Source organism: Thermoleptolyngbya oregonensis NK1-22 (assembly GCF_032705245.1).
Classification (GTDB): domain Bacteria; phylum Cyanobacteriota; class Cyanobacteriia; order Elainellales; family Elainellaceae; genus Thermoleptolyngbya; species Thermoleptolyngbya sichuanensis.
Window position 1 is genome coordinate 2,278,366 of record NZ_CP053540.1, and the last position, 25,550, is coordinate 2,303,915.

23 protein-coding genes and 1 pseudogene are annotated in these 25,550 nt (G+C 56.8%); 11 read left to right on the forward strand and 13 right to left on the reverse strand.

The features are described from left to right. Nucleotides 1-10: 10 nt before the first annotated feature. The 4 genes from cysW to HNI00_RS09900 form a co-directional block, all read right to left on the reverse strand. Entirely contained in the window at nucleotides 11-892 is an 882-nt protein-coding gene (gene cysW, locus HNI00_RS09885) for a sulfate ABC transporter permease subunit CysW (protein ID WP_297080697.1), read from the reverse strand. Beyond that, a complete protein-coding gene (cysT, locus tag HNI00_RS09890; protein WP_316792869.1) occupies nucleotides 882-1,742 on the reverse strand; it encodes a sulfate ABC transporter permease subunit CysT in 861 nt (286 codons plus the stop codon). Before cysT ends, cysW begins: the two co-directional genes overlap by 11 nt. Before the next feature lie 50 nt (nucleotides 1,743-1,792). Then, a complete protein-coding gene (locus HNI00_RS09895) occupies nucleotides 1,793-2,875 on the reverse strand; it encodes a sulfate ABC transporter substrate-binding protein (protein ID WP_316792870.1) in 1,083 nt (360 codons plus the stop codon). Nucleotides 2,876-3,197: 322 nt separating this feature from the next. Next, nucleotides 3,198-4,355, reverse strand: a complete 1,158-nt coding sequence (locus HNI00_RS09900) for a CobW family GTP-binding protein (protein WP_316792872.1) — start codon at nucleotides 4,353-4,355, stop codon at nucleotides 3,198-3,200. A gap of 273 nt (nucleotides 4,356-4,628) precedes the next feature. Here HNI00_RS09900 and HNI00_RS09905 point away from each other — a divergent pair, with 273 nt between their 5' ends. After that, a complete protein-coding gene (locus HNI00_RS09905; RefSeq protein WP_420156344.1) occupies nucleotides 4,629-5,651 on the forward strand; it encodes an AI-2E family transporter in 1,023 nt (340 codons plus the stop codon). Between the two features lie 96 nt (nucleotides 5,652-5,747). Here HNI00_RS09905 and HNI00_RS09910 read toward each other — a convergent pair whose 3' ends face one another. The 4 genes from HNI00_RS09910 to pgl form a co-directional block, all read right to left on the reverse strand. Continuing rightward, on the reverse strand, nucleotides 5,748-6,089 hold the full coding sequence (locus HNI00_RS09910) for a type II toxin-antitoxin system PemK/MazF family toxin (RefSeq protein ID WP_316792875.1): 342 nt from the start codon (nucleotides 6,087-6,089) through the stop codon (nucleotides 5,748-5,750). Further along, a complete protein-coding gene (locus HNI00_RS09915) occupies nucleotides 6,056-6,334 on the reverse strand; it encodes a hypothetical protein (protein WP_316792877.1) in 279 nt (92 codons plus the stop codon). Before HNI00_RS09915 ends, HNI00_RS09910 begins: the two co-directional genes overlap by 34 nt. Nucleotides 6,335-6,626: 292 nt before the next feature. Beyond that, nucleotides 6,627-8,441, reverse strand: a complete 1,815-nt coding sequence (locus HNI00_RS09920; RefSeq protein ID WP_316792879.1) for an aspartate kinase — start codon at nucleotides 8,439-8,441, stop codon at nucleotides 6,627-6,629. 561 nt (nucleotides 8,442-9,002) lie between these two features. Beyond that, entirely contained in the window at nucleotides 9,003-9,722 is a 720-nt protein-coding gene (gene pgl, locus HNI00_RS09925) for a 6-phosphogluconolactonase (RefSeq protein WP_316792881.1), read from the reverse strand. Nucleotides 9,723-10,295: 573 nt separating this feature from the next. On the opposite strand from pgl, the gene hpsJ-B reads away from it, so the two are divergent. From hpsJ-B to HNI00_RS09965, 8 genes and pseudogenes are all read left to right on the forward strand, one after another. After that, nucleotides 10,296-11,075 (forward strand): hormogonium polysaccharide biosynthesis protein HpsJ, encoded by a 780-nt coding sequence (hpsJ-B, locus tag HNI00_RS09930; RefSeq protein ID WP_316792883.1) that lies wholly within the window; start codon nucleotides 10,296-10,298, stop codon nucleotides 11,073-11,075. Between the two features lie 23 nt (nucleotides 11,076-11,098). Then, complete coding sequence (locus HNI00_RS09935; protein WP_316792885.1) at nucleotides 11,099-12,043, forward strand: glycosyltransferase family 2 protein; 945 nt, start codon at nucleotides 11,099-11,101, stop codon at nucleotides 12,041-12,043. A 311-nt stretch (nucleotides 12,044-12,354) separates the two neighbouring features. Further along, a pseudogene (locus HNI00_RS09940) lies at nucleotides 12,355-13,002 on the forward strand (DUF502 domain-containing protein); the annotation flags it as partial. A gap of 285 nt (nucleotides 13,003-13,287) precedes the next feature. Continuing rightward, nucleotides 13,288-13,941 (forward strand): transcription antitermination factor NusB, encoded by a 654-nt coding sequence (gene nusB, locus HNI00_RS09945; protein ID WP_316792888.1) that lies wholly within the window; start codon nucleotides 13,288-13,290, stop codon nucleotides 13,939-13,941. Nucleotides 13,942-14,193: 252 nt separating this feature from the next. Then, on the forward strand, nucleotides 14,194-15,792 hold the full coding sequence (gene ftsY, locus HNI00_RS09950) for a signal recognition particle-docking protein FtsY (RefSeq protein ID WP_316792891.1): 1,599 nt from the start codon (nucleotides 14,194-14,196) through the stop codon (nucleotides 15,790-15,792). An 88-nt stretch (nucleotides 15,793-15,880) separates the two neighbouring features. After that, complete coding sequence (locus HNI00_RS09955) at nucleotides 15,881-16,462, forward strand: sigma-70 family RNA polymerase sigma factor (RefSeq protein WP_316792892.1); 582 nt, start codon at nucleotides 15,881-15,883, stop codon at nucleotides 16,460-16,462. Nucleotides 16,463-16,520: 58 nt separating this feature from the next. Then, entirely contained in the window at nucleotides 16,521-17,222 is a 702-nt protein-coding gene (locus HNI00_RS09960) for a cupin domain-containing protein (RefSeq protein WP_316792894.1), read from the forward strand. A 78-nt stretch (nucleotides 17,223-17,300) separates the two neighbouring features. Beyond that, nucleotides 17,301-18,056 carry a 16S rRNA (uracil(1498)-N(3))-methyltransferase gene (locus HNI00_RS09965; protein ID WP_316792896.1) on the forward strand — a complete coding sequence of 252 codons (756 nt, stop codon included), beginning with the start codon at nucleotides 17,301-17,303 and terminating at the stop codon, nucleotides 18,054-18,056. Nucleotides 18,057-18,385: 329 nt separating this feature from the next. Here HNI00_RS09965 and HNI00_RS09970 read toward each other — a convergent pair whose 3' ends face one another. The 4 genes from HNI00_RS09970 to HNI00_RS09985 form a co-directional block, all read right to left on the reverse strand. Beyond that, entirely contained in the window at nucleotides 18,386-18,826 is a 441-nt protein-coding gene (locus HNI00_RS09970; protein ID WP_316792898.1) for a hypothetical protein, read from the reverse strand. Nucleotides 18,827-19,145: 319 nt separating this feature from the next. Beyond that, nucleotides 19,146-19,721 (reverse strand): rod shape-determining protein MreD, encoded by a 576-nt coding sequence (gene mreD, locus HNI00_RS09975; RefSeq protein ID WP_316792900.1) that lies wholly within the window; start codon nucleotides 19,719-19,721, stop codon nucleotides 19,146-19,148. A gap of 18 nt (nucleotides 19,722-19,739) precedes the next feature. Continuing rightward, on the reverse strand, nucleotides 19,740-20,540 hold the full coding sequence (mreC, locus tag HNI00_RS09980) for a rod shape-determining protein MreC (protein WP_297080294.1): 801 nt from the start codon (nucleotides 20,538-20,540) through the stop codon (nucleotides 19,740-19,742). Between the two features lie 142 nt (nucleotides 20,541-20,682). Continuing rightward, nucleotides 20,683-21,690: a rod shape-determining protein gene (locus HNI00_RS09985; protein WP_172358799.1), complete on the reverse strand. Its 1,008-nt coding sequence runs from the start codon at nucleotides 21,688-21,690 to the stop codon at nucleotides 20,683-20,685. Nucleotides 21,691-22,671: 981 nt separating this feature from the next. On the opposite strand from HNI00_RS09985, the gene HNI00_RS09990 reads away from it, so the two are divergent. Together HNI00_RS09990 and HNI00_RS09995 are read left to right on the forward strand one after the other, a co-directional pair. Next, complete coding sequence (locus HNI00_RS09990) at nucleotides 22,672-23,040, forward strand: single-stranded DNA-binding protein (protein WP_172354155.1); 369 nt, start codon at nucleotides 22,672-22,674, stop codon at nucleotides 23,038-23,040. A 270-nt stretch (nucleotides 23,041-23,310) separates the two neighbouring features. Then, nucleotides 23,311-23,451, forward strand: a complete 141-nt coding sequence (locus HNI00_RS09995; protein WP_316792909.1) for a hypothetical protein — start codon at nucleotides 23,311-23,313, stop codon at nucleotides 23,449-23,451. A gap of 216 nt (nucleotides 23,452-23,667) precedes the next feature. Here the strand turns inward: HNI00_RS09995 and HNI00_RS10000 are convergent, their stop codons facing one another. Beyond that, nucleotides 23,668-25,191 (reverse strand): flavin monoamine oxidase family protein, encoded by a 1,524-nt coding sequence (locus tag HNI00_RS10000; protein ID WP_316792911.1) that lies wholly within the window; start codon nucleotides 25,189-25,191, stop codon nucleotides 23,668-23,670. Between the last annotated feature and the right edge of the window lie 359 nt (nucleotides 25,192-25,550).

Below are 25,550 nucleotides of genomic sequence, written 5' to 3' on the forward strand. Positions count from 1 at the left end.
AGCACAGGCGCTACTCCTCAACGTCTTTAATGCGCGTCTTGCGCTCCACAATTTCCTTTAGCACTAGCGTAATTACGGCCAAAAACGCTAGCAAGACGGCTGCGGAATAGGCTTCAGGCGTTTTGTACTGCTTATAGGCCTCTTCCACATAGAGCGGCAGGGTTTGGGTTTTGCCGATGATATTCCCCGACACCACCGACACCGCGCCAAACTCGCCCATCGCCCGTGCATTGGTGAGGATCAAGCCATACAGCAAGCCCCAGCGGATATTGGGCAGCGTCACTCGCCAAAAGGTTTGCCAGTCGCTTGCGCCCAGAGTTTTCGCCGCCTCTTCCTGATCGGTGCCCGCTTCCTCCAGCACCGGAATCACCTCCCGCGCCACAAACGGCATCGTCACAAACATCGTCGCCAGCACCATCCCCGGCACGGCGAAGATAATCCGCAGATCGTTGGCTTGCAGCCACGGGCCAAACCAGCCGTTTCGCCCATACAACAGCACAATCATCAGACCCGCCACCACGGGCGAGATGGCAAAGGGAATGTCGATGATGCTGAGTAGCAGCGTGCGTCCGGGAAACTGATGACGGGCGATCGCCCAGGCCGCGCAGAGTCCAAAAATTGTGTTGATGGGGAGGGCGATCGCCGCGATCAGCAGCGTCAGCTTCACCGCATTCAAAAACGGCTGCGACACCAGGTTGGAAAAGAACGGCCCCAGTCCATTGCGAAACGCCTGCACAAACACATTCAGCGCCGGAATAAACAAAATCAGCGTCAGATACAGCACCGCAATGCCGATCAGCACCCACTTCACCCACGCCCCTTGGCTGCGAGGGGCAACCCTGCGGCCCGATGAAGCGTCCGGCGTGTTAAACAGTTCCGCATCAGTCCGCATAGCGCCTCCCCCAGGCTTGCAGCAAATTGATCACCAGCAGCATCAGCAGCGAAATCAGCAGCAGCACCGTGCCAATCACCGTTGCTCCGGCATAGTCATACTGTTCTAGCCGCTGAAACACCAGCACAGGCGCAATCAAGTCCTGAAACGGCACGTTGCCTGCCACAATCACCGTCGAGCCGTATTCGCCCACTGCCCGCGAAAACCCTAGCGCTACCCCGGTCAAAATCGCCGGAATCAGCGGTGGCAGCAGCACCCGCCAGAAGGTCTGCCAGGATGACGCGCCCAAACACCAGGCCGCCTCTTCCACTTCTTTTTCCATTTCTTGCAGCACAGGTTGGAGCGTCCGCACCACAAAGGGCAGCGAAATGAACACCATCGCCACAAACACACCCAGACGGGTAAAGGCAATTTTGATGCCGAAGGGGGCAAACAGGGAGCCGATCCAGCCCGTGTCGCTGTAGACCGTAGCTAGCGTTAGTCCGGCAACTGCGGTCGGCAGGGCAAAGGGCAGATCCACCGCTGCATCGATGATCCGCTTGCCGGGAAAGTCGTAGCGCACAAACACCCAGGCAATGATCGTGCCAAACACACCGTTCAAGAGCGACGCTGCCAAAGATGTGCCAAAGGTGACGTTATAGGTCGAAAGGGCAATGTCGCTGGTGGCAATTTGCCAGAACCGAGCGGGGCCGACCGTGCTGGCGCTGAGCAGCATGGCGATCGCAGGCAGAAATAGCATAATCGTCAGGTAAACCCAGGTGACGCGCCACGGCCAAGACAGGTGGAGCAGGCGATGCCAGAGCGGGCGATCGCCCTTGGCGGATCTATCACTTACAGGAGAAGCAGTCATAGCGCTATTTGCAGTCAACTTACAGCTACCGAAAAGAATCGGAAAGACGGTTACTTCGTCGATGTGCGCCCGCCCATCCGCGCCTGAATCTGGTCAAACACTGCACCGTCGTCAAAAAACTGAGCTTGAACCCGGTTCCAGCCGCCTAAGTCTGCCACGGTGAACAGCGTATCGACCTTGCCAAACTGATCGGCGTATGCGGCTGCGACGGTTGGATCGACCGGACGAAAGCCAACCTTGGCAAACTCTGTCTGGGCTGTTGGCGTAAACAGGAAGCGCACAAAGGCCTCCACGACCTCCCGCGTGCCCCGCTTGTCCACCACCGCATCGACAATCGCCACCGGGTTATCGATAGAGATATTGACGCGGGGCACTACATAGGACAACGGCTCCCCGCGCTGTTTGGCCAGCAGCACCTCGTTTTCGTAGTTAATCAGCACGTCGCCCTGTCCCTGCCGCAAAAAGCCATCGGTTGCCTCTCGCGCATCGCGGGCCAGCACGGGGGCATTTTGATAGATCTGGGTGGTCAGCGCCAGCGCTTGCTCCGCTGTTCCGCCCGTCTGCGTGACTGCGCCCCAGGCTCCCAAAAAGTTCCAGCGAGCGACACCGGAGGTTTTGGGGTTTGCAGTCACAATTCGCACCCCTGGCTGGGTCAAATCCTGCCAGGTTTGGAGGTTTTTGGGGTTGCCGTCCCGCGTCACGAAAACGGGCACCGATCGATGCACGATGGACTGGTTCGGCAGTTCTTGTTCCCAGCCGGGTTGGATGAGGCCGGCTTTTTCGATTTTCTGGATGTCAAGCGCCATCGCCAGCGCTACCACATCCGCCTCTAGCCCGTCGATCACGGCTCGTGCCTGGGGGCCAGAGCCGCCGTAGCTCTGGAAGATGGAAACATCTTGCCCGGTTTCGGCTTTCCATTTGGCAGCGAACTGCGGGATGATTTTGTCGTAGGCAGGCTGGGTGACGGCAAAGGAAACCAGCGTGAAATTGATCCGCCGGGGGGTAGTGGCGGCAGGCCCAAGGATCAGCGGGCCGCTTTGGCTGCAAGCGGCGATCGCCATACTCAGTCCCAACCCCACTAGGGCCAGCACCAGAAATTTTTGGGGCGATCGCCGTCCACAACGAGCAAACATCGAGTTCTCCAGCGTTAAGTTCTCCAGCGATTAGTGCAACAAAAGCGCAATAAAAGCATAGAGGCTTTCAAGCAGTCTGGAGAGACATCATACACTAAAAGCGCGACTTAATCTACGGTTTTCCCATCAAGATACGAGATTTATGGCAGGCGCAATGGCGGCTATGCAAAAGCAGACAGATGCTATAGGACTCGACATCTGCCCGCTTCATTGAGTTGAGTTAAATAAGTTGAGTTAAATGAATGGGCGATCGCCCGCTGAGTTTGTCTAGGGGCGTAGGCTTTGTTCAGCTAGGTTTATCCACGCTGGTCAATGGCTTGGCCTATTTGCCAAAGCCGCGCCCGCGAGATGCCGTCGGCATACAGACACAGGCCTGAATTTGCGCCAGCAGCGTTTCACGATCCAGGTCTTGCCCGATTAGCACAAGCTGGTTTTTGGGCTGTCCTTTCCACTCGCTGTCGTCTAGCGTGAAGCGTTTGCCGCTGAGGTGAAAGATATGACGCTTGGGGCTTTCGTCGAACCAGAGGATGCCTTTGGCGCGGAACACGTTGGCGGGCATTTGGTTGTCGAGGAAATGCTGGAACCGCTTGATGGCAAAGGGGCGATCGCTCTGGAAAGAGACCGAGGTAAATCCATCAACCTCTAGATGATTGGAATGGTGGTGATGATGATCATGATCATGATCGTGGACACAGTGGCCATGATCGTGGTCGCAAGCGGAATGGTCGTGATCATGCCCGTGATCGGAATGCGCGTGATCATGATGATCGTGACTATGCGCGTGGTCGTGGGAATGCTCGTCACTCTCCGGCTTGAAATATTGGGCCGACTCGAACAGTCCCACGCTGAGGATCAGCGGCAGCGGCACCTGCGAATTGACTGTGCGGAGAATCCGTGCGCCTTCTTTGACATCACGGATTTTAATCTCCAGCGCGTCCAAATCGGCTTCGTCCACTAGATCACATTTGTTGAGCAGAATGATGTCGCCGTAAGCAATTTGGTTATGGGCGGCATCGCTGTTGAACAGATCCAGGCTGTAGTTGGCCGCGTCTACCACGGTCACAATCGAGTCGAGGCGGGTCAGGTCGCGCAGTTCTGTTCCCAAAAAGGTGAGGGCGACGGGCAGCGGGTCAGCCAGTCCAGTAGTTTCCACCACCAGGTAGTCAATTTTGTCTTGCCGCTCCAGGATTTTATAAACGGCTTCTAGCAGGTCGTTATTAATCGTGCAGCAGATGCAGCCATTGCTCAGTTCCACCATGCTGTCGTCACCGTCGGTGGCAACAATCAGCTCGTTGTCGATGCCAATTTCGCCAAATTCGTTGACCAGCACGGCGGTTTTTAGCCCCTGCTGATTGGTCAGAATGTGGTTCAGGAGGGTGGTTTTGCCGCTACCCAAAAAGCCCGTGATGATAGTGACCGGAAGACCCTGCTTGGTGTCGTCCATTTGGGCGATCGCTTGCGGCGTGTCAGCAGTTTGCATAGCGTGATGGGGAGAGGGGGAACGAGGATGGGTCAGAAATGGAGAAATGTCGCTCGAAAGGAATATCGCTCTAACCCTAGAGCCTGCCGTATGCTGCTAGATTGAGCAGGGTTTCAGTGAGAGACAATTTCCCGTCTCACATATTCCAATCGTGGAGGCTAGTGCGCGATATCTTAGGGCGCATTGCAAATTCTATTATTGCCGATTTCTCCACAATTCGACTGCGCTATGGATAGGGAGGGTGAGACTGCCGTGAATCGGGACGATCAGCCAATGCAGACACTGTGGTCGCAGTTGAACAATGCTAAGCTACTGCGCTATTTGCTGCTGCTGTTGCTGGGCTGGGCGATCGCCCAGGTGCTTGCCTATTTTTCCTCGGTGATTGTCATTTTCACCTTTGCGGCAATCCTGGCATTTCTGCTCAGCTATCCCATGCGGTGGCTCCAGCGCTGGCTGCCTCGTCCAGCGGCAGCGGTGGCCGTGTTTTTGCTGAGTCTCTTGCTGCTGGCGGGGTTTGTGTTTACGATTGGCTCGGCCATGCTGTCGCAGGGGCAGGCGCTTCTGGCTCAGGTTCCCGGCATTGCGGCAGTGCTGTTGAACTCGTTGGAGCAGGTGGAAGAGTTTTTGCAGCGGTTCAATCTCCAGGCAGATTTTTCAGCCCTGGAGAATTTGCTGCAATCCCAAACAATCGAGGCAGCGAAAACGTCCCTCATTGGGCTGCAAGTGCTGCTGCAACGATTGCTGGATCTGCTGCTGATTGGCATTGTCAGCTTTTTTATGCTGCTGGATGGCGATCGCCTCTGGCACTGGATTGTGTGTCGGTTTCCGACCCCGCTCCAGCCCCGCCTGACGGATGCCGTGCAGCAAAACCTGCTGGGCTTTTTCTGGGGACGGTTTTTGCTGTCGCTGTTTTTTGCGCTGTCGTGTCTGGTGATTTTTCTGCTGGTGAATGCGCCCTATGCGCTGCTGCTGGCGGCGATCGCCGGCTTTTTTGACCTGATCCCCGGTATCGGCGCAACCCTGGGCATCAGCCTTATCTGCCTCATCCTCTTGCCCCAAGGCATCTGGCTCAGCCTGCTGATCCTGGTCTGCTGCGTGCTGCTGCAACAGGTGGAGGAAAATGTGCTGATGCCCAAAATCATGCAGGGGTCGATCAACATGAACCCGGTGGTGATGTTTCTGGCGCTGCTGGTGGGGGTGCGGGTGGCGGGGCTGCTGGGGCTGTTTCTGGCGATTCCGGTGGCGGGCGTGCTGATCAGCCTGTTCGACGTGGAGGCTCTGCGGGCCAAGCATTGAGGTAAGCTCGCCTCTGCGCCCCCAAGGTAAATTGCGAGAGTGCTTAAGGGTGTTTAAGGGTGCTTAATGCATGTACAGCAGCCAAAAACTTGCTTCTCACAGCCCCATTAAAATTCTCAGCCTATCCTCTACAGCCGCTAGGGTTTCTGGCAAGACCATACCCCAGCGCTCCTCTAGTCGATCTACAGAGATGGAACGAATATCTTCACACTTAATAAAGCTGCGAACTCTCAGCCCTCCCTCCGGGGGCGTGAGTTCAACGTGAAAGGGGATACCTTTGTCTCTTGAGGTAATTGGCAAGATGACCACTAACCCTGATGCACCTTGATTGAATAAATCCACTGAAATAATCAAACAAGGACGTTTTCCAGCTTGTTCGTGTCCTTTTACAGGGTTAAGGTTTGCTAGCCAAATTTCTCCTCTTGCCAGTTGTGCCACGACTCACTTAACCCATCGCCTATTGTCTGATCCCACACTGCTCTCTCTGTCAGTTCCTCCTCCCACGATTCCTGATTTTGCCTAAGTGCAGCAAACGCCCGGTTGGCGTGTATCAGAAAGACATGTCTTCGATAATTTTCAATTGCTTTGTCCAAAACGGCCTGCATCGTTTCACCAGAGGTTTCCGCTAGTTCTAATAGCGTCTGATGGGCGGCATTGCTGAGGGTAATGGTCAATTCAGGCATAGGGCCTAGCCTTATAAATCCTGGCGTTGCCCATTATTGTAGCTAAAGCGAATGTTGCCGTTGCAGCTAGTAGTCCAGCGTGGCTCTAGGTCAGCGTTGTCCTTGGGCGGACAGTCCACAGGTCGTGGGAAGTGGTTACTTGGGAAGTGGTTACTTACGACTGCAAGACTTCACAGAGAGACGGTTCTCGAAGAACTCTGAACAACTAAGCAGGCACTTCCACGCGCTCTGTACCTGGCACAATCGCTCGGCGACGGTATCCATTCGGCAGTGAACAACTAAGCAGGCACTTCTAAGCAGGCACTTCCACGCGCTCTGTACCCGCCAGCCCAAAGGCCGCGTGAACGGCTTGCAGAGCGCGGATGCCATCTTCTTCTGGTACTACGCAGCTAATCTTGATCTCCGATGTGGCGATCATCTGGATGTTGATCTGCTCCTGAGCCAGTGCCTCAAACATGCGAGCCGCGATGCCGGGGCGGCCGACCATGCCCATACCAACGATGCTAACTTTGGCGATCGCCTGATTCACCACAATTTCCCCACAGCCCAAGTCGGGGGCGGCTGCTTCTAGGGCCGCTTTGGCTGCATCTACGTCGCCCTTCGCCACGGTAAAGGCGATATCCCGCGTCACCATGCCGTTGACCAGGCGGCAGCGCTGGGACTGAATGATCATATCTACGCTGATGTTGTGATCGGCCAGCAGGCGAAACAGACGAGCGGCCATGCCGGGGCGATCGGGCACATGGCGGATGGCAAGCTGGGCCTGGTTGCGGTCGAGGGCGGCCCCGCGCACGGGCGGCGCATCGGCATAGGCGAGGGATTTTTGCGCCTGGTTGACGGGCGAAGAGGTGACCTCGAAGGCGCTGCACAGGGCGGACAGAGCGCGGTCGCAGTCTTCGGCACGAATGGCGCAGCTCACCTGCACCTCGGAGGTGGAAATCATTTCAATATTCACACCCGCCGTCGCCAGCGTTTCAAACATCTGTGCTGCTACGCCGGGGCGACCGATCATGCCTGCGCCAGAGATGCTGACCTTGGCCATGTCCCGTTCCACCATCACTTCTGCTTCGCCGGAGGTGGGCGACGGGTCGTAGCGCAGGGCCGGGGCGATCGCCGCTGCAACGGCCTCTGCCCGATTTAGCGAGTTGCGGGTGACGGTGAAGGCAATGTCGTTGCTGTTGCCCTCGTGGATGGACTGGATGATCAAGTCCACATCCAGCGCTTGGGAGGCGATTTCGCCAAACAAACGAGCAGCAATGCCGGGGCGATCGGGCACCCGCAAGAGGGCGACCTTGGCCTGATCCGTGTCAAACTCGACCGCATCAACGGGATGGGCGATTTCTAACCCATCGAGCGATCGCGGCTGGGGCAGGGGCGACATCACGCGAGTACCCGGATCATCCGTCCAGCTAGAGCGCACCACCAGCATCACGCCGTAGTTGCGGGCAATCTCCACCGAGCGGGGATGCAGCACCTTTGCGCCCAGGCTGGCCAGTTCCAGCATTTCGTCACTGGTGATTTCGTCCATTAATTGGGCATCGGGTACAAGCCGTGGGTCAGCGGTCAAAATCCCCGGCACGTCGGTATAAATTTCACAGGCATCGGCTCGCAGCGCTGCCGCTAGGGCCACGGCCGAAGTGTCGGAGCCGCCGCGCCCCAGCGTGGTGATTTCCAGATCTACCGAATCAGTGATGCCCTGAAAACCTGCTACGACGACGACTTCGCCCTTTTGCAAATGCCGCTCTAGGCGGTCGGTTTCGATTCGCAAAATGCGGGCGCGGGAGTGGATTGACTCGGTAACGATGCCGACCTGTGCGCCTGTGAGGGAGATGGCGGGCTGGCCAAGTTCCTGAAGCGCCATGCTCAGGAGGGCGATGGACACTTGTTCACCTGTGGATAGCAGCATGTCCATTTCGCGGCGGCTGGGGTTGCTGGAGATTTCCGATGCCAGCTTGACCAGTCCGTCGGTGGTTTTGCCCATTGCAGACACCACTACGACGACCGAGTTCCCCGCTTGGACAGTCTGCATGACGCGCTGGGCGACTGCCTGAATCCGCTCAACCGTGCCGACCGATGTCCCGCCGTATTTCTGAACAATTAACGCCATAGCCCTCGCTGCACCGCCCGCTTCGTGATCTCCGGCGCGGATGAAGCTGATCGTCCAGAAATCACAAATGGCGCAAAATCATTTACCCCATCAAGGTATCAGACCAGAGGGACAACGGGTAAGGGGAAATTAGGGTTGAGGGGTGGGCTTGTTATCAAACTTTGGAATTTCTCTCAGGAATAGCGCTGGTTTTGCGGGGGTTTCTGAGTTCCGAGCCAACAGCCTTGGGGGATATCCCCCAAACCCCCTTTTGCAGGGGACGAAGCGTCCCCCACACCCCCTCCTAAGGACGTTTTGGTGAGTCCAAAGGCTGCTTCGCATGGCATGGGCTTCAGTGGGCGATCGCGTTGAGCGACGGTGCGGAAAGATCCTCTTGGCGCTGCTAGCTAACGCTATGTGCAACTTTGCCGATCCCCCTTCATCTTTTCTGGTATGCCCAGAGCTTCAAGTCTTCTAGCAGAGTGGGAGAGGGACTTCAAGCCTCTTTTGCGCCCCTTCTCTCGACCTGGGAGAAGGGGTTGGGGGATGAGGGCAGATTGTAAAGTTACACATCCCGTCTAGTTAGGGAACGGGAATGCTGGCAGATTGGTCGAGGAGCCACCAGAGTTCGCCTGCGGGCTGAATCAGGCGGGCGGGGTAGGTGTCTGCATCGCCTTCGGGGGCGAAGATTTGGGTCAGGGCGGGGCGCTTGTTGGCTCCGGCGACGAGGAAGATGACGCAGCGGGCGTGGTTGATCAGCGGCGCAGTGAAGGTGATGCGGGGCTGGCCGTCTTTGTTGCCGACGGTGATCAGGCGATCGCCCACGGTCAGCGCCTTCGTGTGGGGAAATAGGGAGGCGGTGTGCCCATCGTCGCCAATGCCCAGCAGCACCACGTCCAGCGATGGAAAGTCTCCGGGTGCAAGCTGAAAGACCTGCTGCAAATGCTGCTCATACAAATCAGCCGCGACCGTCGGGTCGGCAGGGGTCGTGTCCATTGGATGGATATTTGCAGCGGGAATGGGCACATGGTCGAGCCACGCACGGCGGGCCATGCCTTCATTGCTGTCGGGATGGTCGGGCGGGACGTAGCGCTCGTCACCCCAAAAGACCTGGATTTTGTCCCAGGGAAGGGGCTGCTGGGCGATCGCCTCGTATAGCGGCTTGGGCGTGCTGCCTCCCGACAGCGCAATCGAGAAGGTTCCCCGATGGGCGATCGCCGCCTCGGCCCGCTCCAAAATTAGCGCCAGCGCCCGATTCACAATGCCTGCCACATCCGGCAATACTTCAACCTGTCGAGTCATGCGTTCCCTCGCTTACACCACGGCATGTCACCACTCCGACAAGCGTATCGGCACAAGTCGAAAAGCACGATAGAACCGCTATTTTTTTTCAGACTTGCATCCTGTTTAGTGTTTAATTGACCGATGGGCACCTGTGCAAAACCATCTCATTTTTCCCAAGGCTTCGCTTTCCCAAGCTTTGACGAAGCTCGATCCCCAAGCGCGATCGCGCTTGTCCAATGCCGTCCCCTGTAAATAACTGTAAGTAACTGCTGTATCCAACGGGTCGCTGTCTCTGAGCAACGCGATTAACCTTGTCTCTGAAAGTCGCTGAAAGTCGCTGAATATCGCTATCCCTAAAGATTCCGAGAATGACCAGTCTGAGAATGACGAGCGCGAAATTGCAACGGCTGATTTACCTGTGTCTTGTATGAACCGACCTGTATGAACCGACCTGTAAAATTCACCTGTGAGACTCACCTGTAAAACCGACCGATGAAACCGACCTGTGAACCCTCACGATAGGCTGATGCGGGCGGGTTTGTTTTTGTTCACCCCTAATCTTGTGAATCCCAACAAATCGAAATTACCGTTATGACATCGATTAAACCTGCTGGCCGCATTACTGCTCCGCTGGCTTCCCGCATTTTGAAAACAGTCGGAATCATCATCACGCTCTCCGCACTGATTGACTTCTTTATTCTGCCGATTCCCTATCGACTGCTCGATCGCCAATGGCAGCTTGCCTTTACGACCCAGTTTGTCGATCGGGGCATCGTGCCATTGGTGGGGCTGGCGCTGCTGTTCGCAGGATACTGGATTGACCATGCCACCGGGGCGATTGAGGAGCGACGATCAGGGCGGACTCGGGATCTGCGATTTTGGGCGCTGCTGTTGGCCAGCCTGCTGGGGCTGATCTATGTGCTGCTGTTCCCGCTGCATCTCAACAATCTGCGGCTCAACAATGCAGCCGCCCAAGAGCAGATCAACCAGGAAGCCGAGCAGGCCGAAGGACGACTCGATCAAAGTCTGGCGACGGCATTGCAGCAGCAGCGGGCCCAGATTGCTCAACTGCTCAATGCCAGCGACGAGCAAATCAATCAGGCGGTGCAGGCAAACCAGATCAACCAGGAGCAGGCAAATCAAATTCGGGAGTTTAAGCAAAACCCGGAGCGGCTGGAGCCGTTTTTGCAGCAGCGGGTGCAGGAACTCCGCACGCGGGGACAGACTGAAATCCGCACCCGCAAGGAAGATGCCCAGGCGACGGCTCGCACCGAATCCATCAAGTCGGGTCTGCGAATTGGGTTGGGTAGTCTGGTGCTGGCAGTGGGCTACATCATTATTGGCTGGACAGGGCTAAAATCGCTGGATTAGCGGTTTGGCAGCAAAGCGTCTCGATGTTTTCGATTTACATCCTCACCTACAACGAAGAGATCGATATCGCGGACTGCCTGGAGTCGGCGCTGCTGTCGGACGACGTGGTGGTGGTGGATTCCTGTAGTGGCGATCGCACGCTGGAAATCGCCGCCCAGTTTGCCGAGCGCCATCCGGTTCGGATTGTCCAGCACGCCTTCGAGAGCCACGGCCAGCAGCGCACCTGGATGCTGGAGTCCATTCCGCCCAAGCACTCTTGGATTTATATCCTAGAGGCGGACGAGCGGATGACTCCGGCGCTGTTTCAAGAGTGCTGCCGCGTGATCCAGTCTGAGGAGCGGGTGGGCTACTACGTCGCCGAGCGGGTGATGTTTATGAACCGCTGGATTCGTCGCAGCACTCAGTATCCCCGCTATCAGCTCCGGCTGCTGCGCCACGGCAAGGTCTGGTTTGAGGACTACGGTCACGCCGAGCGTGAGGTCTGCAATGGGCCCACGGGCTTTTTGCAGGAAACCTATCCGCATTACACCTGTAGTAAGGGTTTTAGCCGCTGGATCGACAAGCACAATCGCTATTCCTCCGATGAAGCGGCGGAAACCCTGCGGCAGTTGCAGCAGGGAACCGTGAATTGGCGATCGCTCTTTTGGGGTGCTTCGGAGGTGGAGCGTCGCCGCGCCCTAAAAGACCTGTCCCATCGCCTGCCCGGTCGGCCGCTGCTACGGTTTCTCTATATGTACTTTGGGCTAGGGGGATGGCGGGATGGCGGGCCGGGGTTTACCTGGTGCGTGCTGCAAGCCTTTTACGAATACCTGATTTTGCTCAAGGTCTGGGAGTTGCAGCAGGCGACGACCGACCCGCAGGTTGCCTCTCCGCCAGTAGAGTCGGGATTCGCCAAATCTGGCCTGGATACGACTGTGCAACAGGCAGAGGCCGCTGAGTCGGGCGATCGCCCTTCGCCAACCGCATAAGCTGGAAACATTCTCACCGGAAACATTCTCAAAAGCATCTGCTGAGAAACGGAGAATGTATCCTCGAAACTTGAAATAATTCTTTACAAATCGTACAAATAAGATAACGTGCTAACTGAGGACGGCAGTCCTCCCAAAGCAGGCTTCTCTAGAGCAGCACTGATAACCCCGCCTTAACCTGCTAGATTGTAGATTCAGATACTTTTTTACAAACGCTTTTCACAGCCGCTTTTTCATAGCCGCTTTGTTCACCTTCGGCTTATCTATTTCGGTTTGTTTATCCTCGGCTTGTTTATCAGGGAGATACTGGGTTGTCCGTTCTTCAACGCTTCAAGCAGGATTTGAAAAACGACCTGATCGCAGGTCTGCTGGTGGTGATTCCGCTGGCTACGACGATCTGGCTGTCGTTTACGATCGCAAGCTGGGCGATCGCCTTTTTGACGCGCATCCCCAAGCAGATCAACCCGTTTAACGATTTTCCGCCGATTTTGGGTGATTTTCTCAACCTGGTAGTTGGGTTCACCGTGCCGCTGGCGCTGATCCTGCTCATTGGGCTGATGGCTCGCAACATCGCCGGACGCTGGCTGCTGGATGTGGGAGAGCGTCTGCTGCAAGCCATTCCGCTGGCAGGATCGGTCTACAAAACCCTGAAGCAACTGCTGGAAACGCTGCTGCGCGACACGAACGACCGTTTTCGGCGAGTCGTACTGGTGGAATATCCCCGACGCGGCGTGTGGGCGATCGCCTTCGTCACCAGTGCATTCACCGCCGATATCGCCGGCCCCTTATCGGGCAAGATGCTGAGCCTGTTCATTCCCACCACCCCCAACCCCACGACGGGCTGGTATGCCGTCGTACCCGAAACCGAGGTCATCAACCTGGCAATGTCAGTAGAAGATGCGTTTAAGGTGGTGGTCTCTGGCGGCATTGTCGGCCCCAACCTGGCCAGTGCGCTGCCCGCAGGCGGACTGCCGCCCGGAAACCCGCCTGCGGGAACCCTTGCGACGGGCGGGCTGAACCCTGCTAACGTAGGAACGAGCAGCTATGGCGATCGCCCTGCGGCGGCCAAAGACACCCGTCCCCTCGATCTGGTTTTGGATGAACCACTGATGGAGCCGCCGTTTGAAAACGCTTCCCCCGAAGCCAAGCGTCAGTCCATGCCGCTGCCATCCGACCCAGTTTGAGCGTTTCCGCCAGCCTGCCCTCTGTTTCCACTCGAATTTTTTAAGGATTGAGAACCCGACATGCAAGCTCGACGCATTGCGCGAGAACTGGCGTTGCTGAGTATGAGCCAGCTTCCCTCCAAGCCCGAAAAACTGGAGGCTCAACAACTCCAGTCCGTCGCCCTGGCCGCTGTGCGGACGCTGACGGGCGAAGTTCACGACATGCTGGAAACCGCCGCCGCCGAGGTGGAGCGGGGGAGCGATCGCCTATTGGCCAGTGAAACCAAAGCCCAGGATCTCGACAGCGCCCGCGTTATGGTGAAAGAAGCGCTGGAACTGGCTCAAGCAGCCATCAACCGGATTGGCACCGCCGTCGAACTGCCGGAAATACTGCAACTCGCCAACCATCAGGAAGTGCGCGACTACACCCTGGCGCTGCTGCAAACCGTCAGCATCCGCCGCGCCGAAATCGATCAGATTATTTCCGCTGCAATGGTAGACTGGCAGCTTCATCGGCTTCCCCAGATCGACCGCGATATTCTGCGGCTGGCCGTGGCGGAGTTTCAATACATGGGCATTCCCGACAAAGTGGCGATTAACGAAGCCGTTGAGCTAGCCAAACGCTATAGCGACGACGACGGGCATCGCTTTATCAACGGCGTGCTGCGGCGGGTGGTCGAGAAGCCCGAAGACAGGCCCGAAGACAAGCCCGAAGATAAGCTCGAAAAAGCCTGAAGACCCCCTTAGATGGCCCGCGGCCCAGGCGTTCTAATTCTAAACTAAGGCTTTATCAGACTTTCCCCAGCCGCCGTTCTGATGGGCCGCACTTTCAGCCTTTCCCTGTCCCAGGCTAGCGGAAATCTCTTCACCAGGAAAGACGCAAGCACTATAAGCTAGATGAAGCGGAAATCTGGATGCAGCGGCTCCAGGCGCTCTTGGGCGTTTGCTCCTGATCCAGAGCAATGTCCCTAACCCCTGACCCTCCCTATGTCGTCGTTTAATTGGTTCAACCGTCAATACGAAAACCAGCCCGCTGAGGCAGAGCCAGAGCCACAGAAAGACGCTGCCCCAGCGCCAGAGTCGAAAGCGCCTGCCGATGCTGCTGCGGGTGAAGCGGCGATCGCCCAAGACTATCTCGCCTGGGCAAAGTCTGCCTACAAAAATATTCAAAAGCGCCAGCAGGAAACCGCTGAGTCCACCACACCCAAAACTGTTACGGAGCCCGCTACAGGACCCGCTGTAGAAATCGCTACAGAACCTGCTACGACGGATGAAGCAACGTCAAGGGCGATCGCCGATTCGGCTACGGCTGGAGAAACTGCATCGAAACCCTCTGAAGCAGTAGCGCCCAGCGGACTATCGACGGCTGCCGCGCCAGAAACCGCGCCAGAAATCGCGCCCGAAACCGAGCTAGAGACGGCTGCGGCCCCGCTCCCCTTTTGGGCCCAGGCTGAGGCTGAGCGGCGGGCCCGCCTGGAGCAACTCAAAGCAGAAGCGGCCGAAGCAGCAGCAGCGGAAGCTGAAAAATTGGCTGCTGAATCAGCCAGCCCAACGGACTCCGCCCCAGAGCCGGATCTCCCCCTGGATGAGAGCTTCCTTTGGTCGGCGCAGGTGCTAGCCTCCCAGGGCCGCCGGGCCGACCAGGTAGACTTGGAGGAAATTACCTGGCTCAAGCGCCTGCGCCAGGGACTCGACAAAACGCGACGCAGCCTGGTGAACCAACTGCGGGCGATCGTCGGTCAGGGGCCGCTCAACCAAGATGCGGTGATGGAGATCGAGTCGCTGCTGCTCCAGGCAGACGTGGGCGTGGAGGCAACGGATCGGATTATCGAGCGCTTGCAGGACAAACTGCGCCAGGAATCTCTGCCCCCCGAAGCGGCGATCGCCTACCTCAAAGAAATCCTGCGAGACATGCTCGACAACCCCGGCGGCAAGCCTGTTAGCCCCACCTTTGCCCCCGAAAAGGATACCCTGAACATCTGGCTAATCACGGGGGTCAACGGCGCGGGCAAAACCACGACCATCGGTAAAATTGCCCACATCGCCCAAAAATCGGGCTACAAAACCCTGATTGGCGCAGCCGACACCTTCCGAGCCGCCGCCGTGCAGCAGGTGAAAGTGTGGGGCGATCGCAGCAACGTAGAAGTCATCGCCAACCCTGGCAAAAACACCGACCCCGCCGCCGTCGTATTCGACGCAATCACAGCGGCCCAGGCGCGGGGAACCGAACTGCTGCTCATCGACACGGCGGGACGGCTGCAAAACAAGAAAAACCTGATGGATGAACTCGCCAAAGTTCGCCGCATCATCGACAAAAAAGCGCCAGATGCCCGTATCGAGTCGCTGCTGGTGCTGGACTCTACCCTGGGGCAAAATGGCTTGCGCCAGGCCGAGGTTTTCTCCGAAGCCGCCCAGCTAAGCGGGGTTGTGCTAACCAAGCTAGATGGCACAGCCAAAGGCGGCATCGCGCTGGCCGTCGTGCAGCAGTTGGGGTTGCCCATCCGCTTCATCGGCGCAGGGGAAGGGATTGAAGATTTGCGCCCCTTCTCTAGCTATGAGTTTGTGGAAGCGCTGTTGAGCGGCTAGGCTGGACTGTATGCTCTGGACGGTATGCTTTGGCCTCATGCTTTAGCCTCGGCTATGGGCTAGTCTAATCTCCCCCAAATCCTGACTCATGCCCCCTCAACCCTCAACCTCCGAGGAAGCGCACCTGCTGGCCCGCATCGCCCAGCAGGATCAGTCTGCCCTATCCCTCCTGTACGATCGCTATGCGCGAGTGCTGTATTCCCTGGCATTTCGGATTTTGGGGTCGGTCGAAGAGGCAGAAGAAATTGTGCTGGACGTGTTTAGCCAGGTGTGGAAGCTGGCAGGGCGCTATGATCCCCAGCGTGGACGGGTAGACGCATGGCTATTCATGCTCACCCGCAGCCGCTCGCTCGACCGACTGCGATCCCTCCAGCGCGTCAGCAAAGCCGTCGAGTCTTCTACTGAAGCCGCAAAAACAGTCCCCCAAGCACAGATCTCTGACCCGACAGAAGACGTATTAATAAGTGAACGGCGCGATCGCGTGTTAGCAGCAATGCAGCGACTGCCCGTAGAACAGCGCGAGGTAATTGAGCTAGCTTACTACGAAGGATTGACCCATGTAGAAATCGCAACCAAGACCGGAAAATCTCTGGGAACGGTGAAAACGCGCATCCGTCTAGGTCTGAACAAACTCCGCCAGGTGCTTGACGCACTCGATTGGCTAGAGTGAGGGGTCTCTGCCTGTCAAATCCACAAGCTAGGATGAAGAAATGACAACAGCAACAACTATGGATCACGACCCTTGCTTGTGTGACCTGACCGCGCTGTATGCCCTGGGGCTGCTCGATGAGGCAGGGCTTGAGCAAATCAACGCCTATTTGGAAGAATGTCCAGAGCTGGCTACCGAAATGGCCGAACTGGAGGAAACTGTGGCAACGCTGCCCTACAGTTTGGAGTTGGTGTCACCTGCTGCTGACTTGAAAGATCGACTATTTCAGCGGATTCATCAAGACGCGGTTCAACCCGCTAGCTCAGTCTCCTCCGAATCTGCCCCGCCGCCAGTCGCAGAACCCCTCGCCTCTTTTTCGTTCCGCCAAATGCGCGAGGCCGTTGCCGCTGCACGGGTGCTGATGCGCCAGTTTTCTAGCGGCAACCGACTGACTGTGCGCGGCCGCGACCTCGACTGGCAGCCCTATCGGGTTCCTGGTGTTTCCGTCGCCCCGCTCTACGTAGATCTGGCAAGGCGAGAAGTAACCGCGCTGCTCAAGGCGGAGCCAGGTGCAGTCTATCCGATTCATCGTCATGCGGCTCCTGAAGAGATTTACATGCTCGATGGCGATTTGAGAATTGCCGGTGAGGTGTATGGCGCAGGGGACTACATTCGCTCTCGCCAGGGAACGGTGCATGAGCCATCTGAAACAGTGGGCGGCTGCATGTTTCTGGTGCGAACTTCGCTAGACGATGAGTATTTTCAGCTTCAAGCGCACTAGGTGATTAATATTCAAGCACGGTTAATATTCGAGCACGAGCGCTAATCCTGCTAACCCCCAACTCCTGCTGCATCCTCTGTGTCCCAGTTTCAGCGGCTTACCATTGCGCCTGACCAGATCAGTGGGTCTTATATCCGACTGACACCAGAGCAGCAGCACTACTTGTGGCGAGTGTTGCGGCTTCAGGGGGGCGATCGCCTATTGGCAATGGATGGTCTGGGGCATTGCTGGCTGGTTGCCGTCGAGCCGCCCGACCAGATGCAAATTCTGGAGGAACAGCTCCAAATTGCACCCACAGAACTGCCGCGCCCTGTTGTGCTGCTGATTGCCATGCCCAAGGGGCAGGGCATGGACGACATTGTTCGCCAGGCCACGGAACTGGGCGCAGCGCAGATTGTGCCGATTTTGAGCGATCGCACGCTACTCAACCCCAGCCCCCAAAAGCTCGACCGCTGGCGGCGCATCGCCCAAGAGGCTGCGGAACAATCCGAACGGCAGTTTGTGCCCATGATCGGTGATCCCCAGCCCTGGAACAACGCGCTCACCGTCTGGAATGCGGAGACTTGCGAGGCTTATCTGTGTGAGGCGCGGGGCGATCGCCCCCATCTGCTCCAAAAACTCTTGCCAACTCGTGGAGCCTCCCCATCAACCAAACCCGTGGCGATCGCCATTGGTCCAGAAGGCGGCTGGACCGATGCCGAAATCGACGGGGCGATCGCCGCAGGCTATCGAGTCGTATCGCTGGGGCGGCGCGTGCTGCGAGCCATCACCGCACCCGCGGCCGCACTGTCAATCCTTGCAGCGGCCCTGGAGCAAGACATGCCTTCCAGCTAATTTTATTGGCAAGTTGATACGAATAGAACTTACGCATCTGCGTGATTGCTCAGGAGCCGCGCCCGCGAGAATCCCAAAAACCTGCCACAAGACCAAATCTCAAATCCAAATCTCAGTCCAAAAAGCTGCCGTTGAACCCTTCAACAGCAGCTTTCAATCTAGCCAAATTTCAATCTAGCCAAAAACCTAAATCTAGCCAAAAAAATCAGCCAAGACCCAAGGCAAAAGGGGAATCGGGCCAAATCGCTCCGGAAGTCCCCCTTTTTAAGGGGGATTTAGGGGGATCGACTCAGGGCAATCAACGACCTAGAAAGCTTTAAAACACTGACTTAGCCCTGGGGTCTGACCTGACGCGCCATGTCTAGGAACGGATTGAGGCTGGGGCCAGGGCGACGACGGCCGCTCCGGCTGCTGCTCAACACCACAAAATTCGGCGCAAAGGTTTGGTCAGCCGCGGGCGCAGCCTCAGGCGTAGGCTTAGCAGCCGGGACCTGGGCCGGAGCCGCAGCCGCAGGAGCCTTGCCATTCGACGTAACATCCGTTGCAGGAGGCGCAACCGCAGCCACAGCCGCCGCGGGTGCAGGGGCAGGGGCAGCCACGGGCGCTTCGGTCGTCGCAGGGGCAGCCTCAGCAACCGGAGCCGCAGCCGCAGCACTACTAGAAGGCTCAGCCTCTAGAAAATATTCTGAAGACTTGCCCAAGCCCAGCAGCTTGCCTAGTCCGCCCAAAAATGAGAACAGTCCCCCAAGTAGTTTCTTAATTAAACCCATTGTTGCGATCGCTCCAAGAAATGCGTCTGTGTGTTCAATGCGTCTACGTGGTCGCAAAAGCTTTTGTTGTCAAGAAAACGCAGGAGAACCCCTAAATTTTCTCGCTCGTCATCTAATCTTTTGGCTGAACGTGCTGCTCCGGTCGCTTAGCATATCAGCTTTGAGTAAAAATACTTAGAGCCTTCTCTGGAAGCCAGACTGAGCAAGATTTCAGCCACTCCTATTATCCCTGTCAATGGACATCCAGAGATGCGTTGTTGACCAAGTTGATCAAAAAATTTTAGACACCGTGGATCAGTGGTAACGCCCCAGTTCCTCTCTAGGCCTGGAGTTGATCCGCCAGACTCACTCGCTGCCACCAGCGATTTAGTGGGTAATACAGCGCTGGTGCCCAGAGGCTACTGAGAATGGCAGAGCAGAGGGCAATTTGTTGGTGATAGTTCCAAATTTCTGAAAGTGTGCGGGAGGAAAGGCGATCGGGCACCCGCAGATCTTGAAGCATGAATTGAAACGCCGTCACGGTTTCCGCAATCACCGCCATGCCAAACACAATCAGCGCCACCGAAATAAAGTCTTCCTGGATATAGCGCTGCTTTTGAATCAATGCTGTAAGCAATCCCACCAGCGCGAGACTCAGTGTATGAGTTGGGTTGGCCGCCGTCATGCCGTCTTGCAGCAGCCCCAGCACAATTCCGGCGATCGCACCCTGCCAGGGCGATCGCTTGATACTCCAGGCCACAACCCAGATCAGCAGCCAGTTTGGCCCCACCCCCAGCAGTTCCATCCCTACAAACCGGGTTGGCAAAACCAGCAAACAGGCCAAGACCGAGCCAGCCGTCACCAGTGCATTTAGCGCCTGCCTCAAATAAGGACTCAGAAGCAGCAAATCATTCATAGCACTTAGACAGGATCATCAGGGCAAGGTCGAGTCTGGTGGCGGTGGGGGCGGCGGGGGCGGTTCAGTAGCAGCAGGTTTTGGATTGGGCGCAACCAGCACCCAGTCTAATGTGCTAATCGGGGCCGATAGCTCGACAATGGCCTCTGGGGCGGGGCTTTTGCTAAAGTCTACTGACTCAATGCGCCCCACAGGCAGCCCCGGCGGAAACAACTGGCTGAACGACGACGTAGACACAACATCCCCCGGTTTCACATCCGGCACCTTTTCAAAAAACTCCATCACCGCCCGATTGCCCGACTGCCCCCGCATATAGCCCATAAAGCGAGAGCGGCTAACCGTCACGCCGATACGACTGGTGGGATCGCTCACCAACAGCACACGGCTCGTATTTGCCGTCACCTGTACCACTCGCCCCACCAGTCCGCCCGTTCCGGAGACAATAGAGCCAACTTCTACCCCATCGCGCCGGCCCCGCCCCAGGGTCACCTGCTGCCACCAGTGGTCAGCGCTGCGCCCAATAATTGGAGCTGCAATCCCCGGTTGTGGCTGCGTTGTATTGTAGTTCAACAATTCTTGGAGTCGGCGGTTTTGGCTTTCTAGCTCAATTAAGCGCTGCTGCAACTCCTGCACCTGGGCGTTATCCAGGATTTCGGCGCGAGTCGGGCCTTTAGCCTGAAACGGGGCGCTGATCGCTCGATATAGCTCCAGCACAAATGCACCCTGGGTTTGCCTGAGCATCCACGCAGTACTGAGAGCCAGCACTGCTAGCCCCAGCCGCAACCCATTCTTCCCCCACCATCGACGCAGTACGTACATTAGCCGCGCTCAATCCTCATCGCCAGCGCTTCACACAAGTCCTGAGATGCCCGATATGAATCCTGAGAGGAGTCCCCACGAAAACTGGAAATACTCGCTCAGAACACCAATTCAGAATACCCGTAAGGTATACAGCCTTACGCTACATATTGCGAGAGTGTCCGCTAAAGACCCGCTCAAGCTGCTTGAAGTTTTCTAGAACACGCCCAGTGCCCAGCACGACGCAACTCAGTGGGTCCGCTGCAACGTGAACCACAATTCCGGTCTCATGGCTGATTAGGGTATCTAGCCCGCGCAGCAAGGCTCCTCCCCCTGCCAGCATGATACCCCGATCGATGATGTCTGCCGCCAGTTCGGGAGGGGTGCGCTCCAGCGTGCGCTTAACGGCTTCGATAATGACCGACAGGGGCTCTGCCATCGCTTCACGGATCTCTGGCGCTTTCACCGAAACAGTGCGGGGCAGCCCCGACAGCAGATGTAGCCCTCGAACATCCATGATGATGTCGTCATGGTTGTCCGTTGGATAGGCGGAGCCGACCGTGATTTTGATTTCCTCTGCTGTACGTTCCCCAATTACCAGGTTGTGAACCTTTTTCATGTATTGGGAAATGGCCTCGCTTAGCTCGTCGCCAGCGACCCGCACCGATTCGCTCAGCACAGTGCCCTGCAAGCTTAGCACTGCGACCTCGGTGGTGCCGCCGCCGATGTCGATAATCATGTTTCCAGTCGGCTCTGCCACGGGCAAGCCAGCTCCAATGGCTGCGGCCACGGGTTCATCAATCAAATAAACATCTCGGGCCCCCGCCTGGGACGCAGCTTCCATCACAGCCCGACGCTCAACGCCCGTCACGCCACTGGGAATACCAATCACGATACGAGGGGAAACGAGCGTCCGACCTTCATGGACGCGGCGGATGAAGTGCTTAAGCATCAGCTCAGCCGTGTCAAAATCTGCAATCACTCCATCACGCAGGGGGCGCAGTGCCATCACGTTTCCGGGAGTCCGTCCCAGCATCTTCTTGGCATCTTCGCCAACGGCTAGGGGTACTTTCTCGTTTTGGTCAATGGCTACCACTGATGGTTCTTGAAGCACAATGCCTCGACCCGAAACGTAGACCAGGGTGTTTGCTGTGCCCAGGTCGATACCCATGTCGCGTGACAACGAGAAGCGGTTAAAAAGTCCCACTAGCCTAACAAGCTCCTAGTTACAAAAACACTACTGCGATCGCTCTAAATGCCCCGATAACTCAGGTAAAATCCCTGGCTGGCACCTGGTTAACGATTCTGAGGTGATGACGATGCTCAGGGGTAAACTTGCAGATGCTGCTCGATGAACCGGACTCCCCTTTTCAGAAAGCCACTTTGGTTTTGAAAAGCAGCTTTGCTATCGATGCTGACCGGATTCGTTATGCCTTAAGCTCACTCCATCTGCCCTATGCTGCTAAGCTTATGCCCTCAAATTAATGTCTCCAAACAATATCTCAGAGTTCCAACCTGATTCCAAAGGCTTAAAAGACTTATGAGTATGGAAGTGAGTATGGAAGAGACCCAAGCACAGCATCCCAACTCCGTCGATGGGATTGTATTACGATTTTTGTCAACCGTCTAGTCGGAATATGCCTAAGATGCTGATCGGGTTTGGGCTGACGGAGTGAATGAGGGCGATCGCCCGTGCTTGAAGGCCAGCCGCCAACATCTTGTTGCTATCTCCCGGCTTGATCTGGTCATTAGATCCTGACGGATTGCACCCCGCTCACGATACCGCAAAACTGACCCCTGTGGCGCAAGATACCAGGAAGATTGTCGGAAGGTGGATGGATGGGGGCGATCGCCAACTGTGCGATCGCCAACCGATGCCAATTTGACGGTGTTTCCGGCGCTTGCTAAGGCGAAAAAGTTTGGGCAAAACAGTCTGGCAATCATCCGGCAATCAGGGGAGCAACCGCTTCAAAATCCGGCTAGATCCTGTTAAAATAGGACAGGCATACTATACAAGGCGATATGCAATTCTAATCATTCCTCTCAATTTTTTAGGAATTAATTTTGAAAGGATTGATCGACTCAGATTTTCTGCGTCTCTGGCTTTAATTGCTGTTTCCAAAGTTTTGATTTTAGGTTTGGGGAATATTCTATGAGCTTGAACGTCGTTACCCTGGTGGGTCGGGCGGGTCGTGATCCGGATGTAAAGTATTTCGAGTCGGGCAGCGTGGTCTGCAAGTTTACGCTGGCAGTGAACCGCCGCACGCGCAACAGCGACGAGCCAGACTGGTTCAACCTGGAGATGTGGGGCAAGACGGCTGAAGTAGCTGCAAACTATGTCCGAAAAGGCAGCCTGATTGGAGTCAGCGGCTCTCTCAAGTTTGAATACTGGAAAGATCGAGCCACTGGGGCCGATCGCTCTGCGCCTGTGATTCGGGTTGACCGCATGGAATTGCTGGGATCTAAGCGTGACAATGAGGCGGCGGCAGCCTCTGGTGGCTATGCCGATGATGAGTTCTAGACAGCGCGGACTGAGTTTTAGCAAGGGGCGATCGCCCATCGGACAAAAGCTCACCTGTTGCGTGTGCCCTTGAGCTTTCTCCCAACGGTTCGGCATATTCTCACGGTTGCTTCAGTTTCCTCACAAAAGGGTTCTGGGGCACTTAGTGTTGTTTCAGGTTCCCCTCAGCCAGAGTCGCCAAGATGTGAGTTATCTCGGAAAGGACTCCCAAGCCTTGCCAATAGCAGGCCGGAACCTTCCACGGATTGACTAACATCAAGGAGGTTCTCGATGAAACGGATTGTTCTTATGGCGCTGTTTGCGCTGGTGCTGTCTACAGCCGTTGCTCCAGCGGCGCTTGCTCGGAGAGGAACCAGCACCTGTCCTCTGGATGGAACCCGCTGCGTTGGATCGGGGGGCCGCGGCGACTAGGATTGGGCGATCGCACTACGAAATCGCACTATCGCACTGCGAAATCGCCCTGTGAGATTGCCCAGTCAAATCGCACTGTGAAATCGCGCTGTAAGATTACACTGCGAAATCGCCCTGTGACGTAGACGATACCTGTGACGTAGGCGATAAAAGACCCTGGCAGAAGATGGGAATCTTGCCAGGGTTTCTGATGAAGCTCCCAGGTCTTTTCAGCTTTTATGCCTGAAGAATGCCGCGGGCAGCGATTTCAGCCGTCTCTACTGCGCCGTTCATATAGCCTTGGGATTCTAGAGAGCAGTGTTCCCCTGCGAACCAGAGATTGCCCACGCGCTCGATTTCGGCTCCGGCGATCGCCGTCCACTGCCCGGGCCGATAGCAGGAATAAGACCCCAGCGCGTGGGGTTCGGCCGCCCAAATCGCGCGGAGCGATCGCCCTTTTTGCACTTCAGCAATGCCTGGAAAGATCTGGTCTAGATCAGCGGCGAGCGCCTTGGCGTGGGTGGCGGGGCTATCGGCCGCCAGCAATACGCCCTGTCGTCCCGCCCGTAGGTCTGTCACCCAGGCGCTCGGCCCCGGCGAGTAGCGGGCGCTTTCCCAGGTATTTTGAAAATCCAGGTCAGTGTAGACGCTGATGGTGGAGCCGTAGCGGGTGCGCCAGATACGCTCCTGGAAGGGGACGGCCAGCTTGCTGCTGGTGCCATAGCCCAACTCGGCGATCGCCTTCTGCTTCACGGGTGGCAGGTCTATCGCAAGTTCCACCTGTCGCAGCACCGAAAACGGAAGGGTCAGCAGCACCTTTTCGTAGCTGCGCTCGATGCTGTTGCCGTCTTGTCGTAGGCTGACGCGATAGCGCCCATCGGCGGCGAGGCGAATCGATTCCAGAGCAGTGTTGAGGGCGATCGCCCCCGCAACTCGTTTTGCCAGCGCTTCAGGAATCGACTGGTTGCCGCCGACCACATGCCAACGCTCGTCGCTGTCGCCGTAGGTGCTCCACTGCCCCACCTCCGTCCCGATCAGATAGAGCATGTTCAAGCAGGACATGTCTTCTGCGTCTCGCCCAAATTCGGTGATGTAGGCTACCCGCACCAGTTGGTGAATCACCGGGTCAATCTCTGCTGCATCCAGATATTCTGCCAGCGACAGCCGATCGAGCTGGGCGGCGTGGTCATTATGCTGGCGATAGGTGATGCCTCGCCCCATCGCCAGCAAGTCCTGCGTGATTCGCTTGGCGAGGGGTGCAAACTGCTCCACCACTGCCTCATGGCTCACCTTTTGCCCCTGAAAATACAGCACCTCCGGTTCTAGCCCCGCATCGGCCGCCCGAAGGTCAGACAATTCCAGGCCCAATTCTGTGGCCAGAGCGCGGACGTGGGTATGGCGCGTGTCGATAAATTCGCCACCCAGTTCCACTGTCCCTGGCAGTCCATCCGGGTTTCGCACAGTCCGCAGCCGACCGCCGATGCGGGCACTGGCTTCGACTAGCTCAAACGGCACACCTGCCTGCTGGAGCCGATAGGCAGCCGTTAATCCTGCTACGCCCGCTCCCACAATCAGCACGGGCGATGAGTTCGCGCCAGAGCGAGTGGACTGCCTCGACGGATGAGGGCGATCGCCCCCCACCGAGTCTTCCATTCCCAAACTGCCCATCCCCAGCGTGCCCCCCAGCACTGCGCCTGCCTGCAACACGCGCCGCCGCGACAGGTGTGCATCCAGCCATCCCGCCGCTTCGGGCAGGGACATTTTTGTTTGCTCAGACCATTGCGAAATTCGATAAGCTCGACGAAAAAGCGTAATTAATCGACTTCTAGACATACAAAACGAAAAACTAAGAAAGACTGGGAACAGGCCCCCGGCTCAAAAGCCAGCCGTTATCTAAGGTGACATTTCAAGGTGACATCTCAAGGTGATGACATCTGATGACATCTAAGGCGACAGTAGCGGCTTCTCACGGGCGCTACGCTTTGCCATCCTGTATCCCCAATCGCCACGCTAGCGCTTTTTTTAGCGAACGGGTGTAAACCTGATGGGCGATCGCCCATTCACAGCGCCTCCACATCAATGGAGCCTGGATCACACTCACTATCCAGGGGTAAACCTGA

Excerpts from the sequence above, each read along its gene's own strand:
- cysW (WP_297080697.1), bottom strand. The coding sequence starts at position 892 with ATGCGGACTGATGCGGAACTGTTTAACACGCCGGACGCTTCATCGGGC.
- cysT (WP_316792869.1), bottom strand. The coding sequence starts at position 1,742 with ATGACTGCTTCTCCTGTAAGTGATAGATCCGCCAAGGGCGATCGCCCG.
- HNI00_RS09895 (WP_316792870.1), bottom strand. The coding sequence starts at position 2,875 with ATGTTTGCTCGTTGTGGACGGCGATCGCCCCAAAAATTTCTGGTGCTG.
- HNI00_RS09900 (WP_316792872.1), bottom strand. The coding sequence starts at position 4,355 with ATGCAAACTGCTGACACGCCGCAAGCGATCGCCCAAATGGACGACACC.
- HNI00_RS09905 (WP_420156344.1), top strand. The coding sequence starts at position 4,629 with ATGCAGACACTGTGGTCGCAGTTGAACAATGCTAAGCTACTGCGCTAT.
- HNI00_RS09915 (WP_316792877.1), bottom strand. The coding sequence starts at position 6,334 with ATGCCTGAATTGACCATTACCCTCAGCAATGCCGCCCATCAGACGCTA.
- HNI00_RS09920 (WP_316792879.1), bottom strand. The coding sequence starts at position 8,441 with ATGGCGTTAATTGTTCAGAAATACGGCGGGACATCGGTCGGCACGGTT.
- pgl (WP_316792881.1), bottom strand. The coding sequence starts at position 9,722 with ATGACTCGACAGGTTGAAGTATTGCCGGATGTGGCAGGCATTGTGAAT.
- hpsJ-B (WP_316792883.1), top strand. The coding sequence starts at position 10,296 with ATGACATCGATTAAACCTGCTGGCCGCATTACTGCTCCGCTGGCTTCC.
- HNI00_RS09935 (WP_316792885.1), top strand. The coding sequence starts at position 11,099 with ATGTTTTCGATTTACATCCTCACCTACAACGAAGAGATCGATATCGCG.
- nusB (WP_316792888.1), top strand. The coding sequence starts at position 13,288 with ATGCAAGCTCGACGCATTGCGCGAGAACTGGCGTTGCTGAGTATGAGC.
- ftsY (WP_316792891.1), top strand. The coding sequence starts at position 14,194 with ATGTCGTCGTTTAATTGGTTCAACCGTCAATACGAAAACCAGCCCGCT.
- HNI00_RS09955 (WP_316792892.1), top strand. The coding sequence starts at position 15,881 with ATGCCCCCTCAACCCTCAACCTCCGAGGAAGCGCACCTGCTGGCCCGC.
- HNI00_RS09960 (WP_316792894.1), top strand. The coding sequence starts at position 16,521 with ATGGATCACGACCCTTGCTTGTGTGACCTGACCGCGCTGTATGCCCTG.
- HNI00_RS09970 (WP_316792898.1), bottom strand. The coding sequence starts at position 18,826 with ATGGGTTTAATTAAGAAACTACTTGGGGGACTGTTCTCATTTTTGGGC.
- mreD (WP_316792900.1), bottom strand. The coding sequence starts at position 19,721 with ATGAATGATTTGCTGCTTCTGAGTCCTTATTTGAGGCAGGCGCTAAAT.
- mreC (WP_297080294.1), bottom strand. The coding sequence starts at position 20,540 with ATGTACGTACTGCGTCGATGGTGGGGGAAGAATGGGTTGCGGCTGGGG.
- HNI00_RS09985 (WP_172358799.1), bottom strand. The coding sequence starts at position 21,690 with ATGGGTATCGACCTGGGCACAGCAAACACCCTGGTCTACGTTTCGGGT.
- HNI00_RS09990 (WP_172354155.1), top strand. The coding sequence starts at position 22,672 with ATGAGCTTGAACGTCGTTACCCTGGTGGGTCGGGCGGGTCGTGATCCG.
- HNI00_RS09995 (WP_316792909.1), top strand. The coding sequence starts at position 23,311 with ATGAAACGGATTGTTCTTATGGCGCTGTTTGCGCTGGTGCTGTCTACA.
- HNI00_RS10000 (WP_316792911.1), bottom strand. The coding sequence starts at position 25,191 with ATGTCCCTGCCCGAAGCGGCGGGATGGCTGGATGCACACCTGTCGCGG.